Below are 1,005 nucleotides of genomic sequence, written 5' to 3'. Positions count from 1 at the left end.
CGCGGCCCGGCCCGGGCACGCGCTCGCTGCGGCACGGCGGCGCCAGGGCGCGCTGCTCGCCTGGAGCGCTTCGGCGCCGGACGACCTGCGCGATCGCGCCGCCGCGGCGGGCGTGGACCTGCTCTGGCTCGAGGATGGCTTCCTGCGCTCGGCGGGGCTCGGCGCCGCGTGCCGGCCCGGCGCCTCCTACGCGCTCGACACCCGCGGCCCCTATTTCGACCCGTCGCGGGAGAGCGACCTCGAGCGGCTCCTGAACACCGCCGCCTTCGAGGCCCCGCTGCTCGCGCGTGCGGCGGCGCTGCGGGCCGCGATCGTGGAGCGCGGGCTGACCAAGTACAACCTGCGCGGCCAGATGCCGGAGATCGCCGCGCCCGCCGGCCGGCGCATCCTGCTCGTGCCAGGGCAGGTCGAGGACGACGCCTCGGTGCGGCGGGGCGGCGGGGCGATTCGGAGCAACCTGGAACTCCTGCGGCGCGTGCGCGCCGACCAGCCGGACGCCTTCATCCTCTACAAGCCGCATCCCGACATCGAGGCTGGCTTCCGCCGCGGGCGCATCCCCGCCGCGGCGCTGCGCGGCCTGGCCGACCAGGTGGTGGGCGGCGCGCCGATGGATACGCTGCTCGGACGCGTCCACGCCGTGCACACGCTGACCTCCCTCACCGGCTTCGAGGCGCTGCTGCGCGGCGTGCCCGTCACCTGCTGGGGCATGCCCTTCTATGCCGGCTGGAGGCTGACGGAGGATCGCGTCGCGCCGCCCAGGCCCCGCCGGGCCCTGACGCTCGACGAACTCGTGGCCGGCGCGCTGATCCTCTATCCGCGCTGCGTGGACCCCGTCACGCAACTCCCCTGCCCGCCCGAGGTGCTGATCGAGCGCCTGGACCGGCCGGAGCTGTTCCCGCCCGGCCGCCGCGCGGCGCTGCGCGCGGCGCAGGGATGGGTCACGCGCGCGCTGGCGCGCCTGCGCGGGCTGCGGTGACCGGCTTCGCCTCCATCGTGATCAGCGCC

1 protein-coding gene is annotated in these 1,005 nt (G+C 76.7%); it reads left to right on the top strand.

What is annotated here, in order from left to right:
* Positions 1-976 (top strand): capsular polysaccharide export protein, LipB/KpsS family (locus L2I40_RS23690; RefSeq protein ID WP_456305767.1); only part of this gene is annotated, 976 nt, incomplete at its 5' end.
* Positions 977-1,005 lie beyond the last annotated feature (29 nt).

Source organism: Falsiroseomonas oryziterrae (genome assembly GCF_021864505.1).
Classification (GTDB): Bacteria; Pseudomonadota; Alphaproteobacteria; order Acetobacterales; family Acetobacteraceae; genus Falsiroseomonas; species Falsiroseomonas oryziterrae.
The sequence above is the reverse complement of the archived record's forward strand: the minus strand, read 5'-3'. Positions and strand labels throughout refer to the sequence as shown.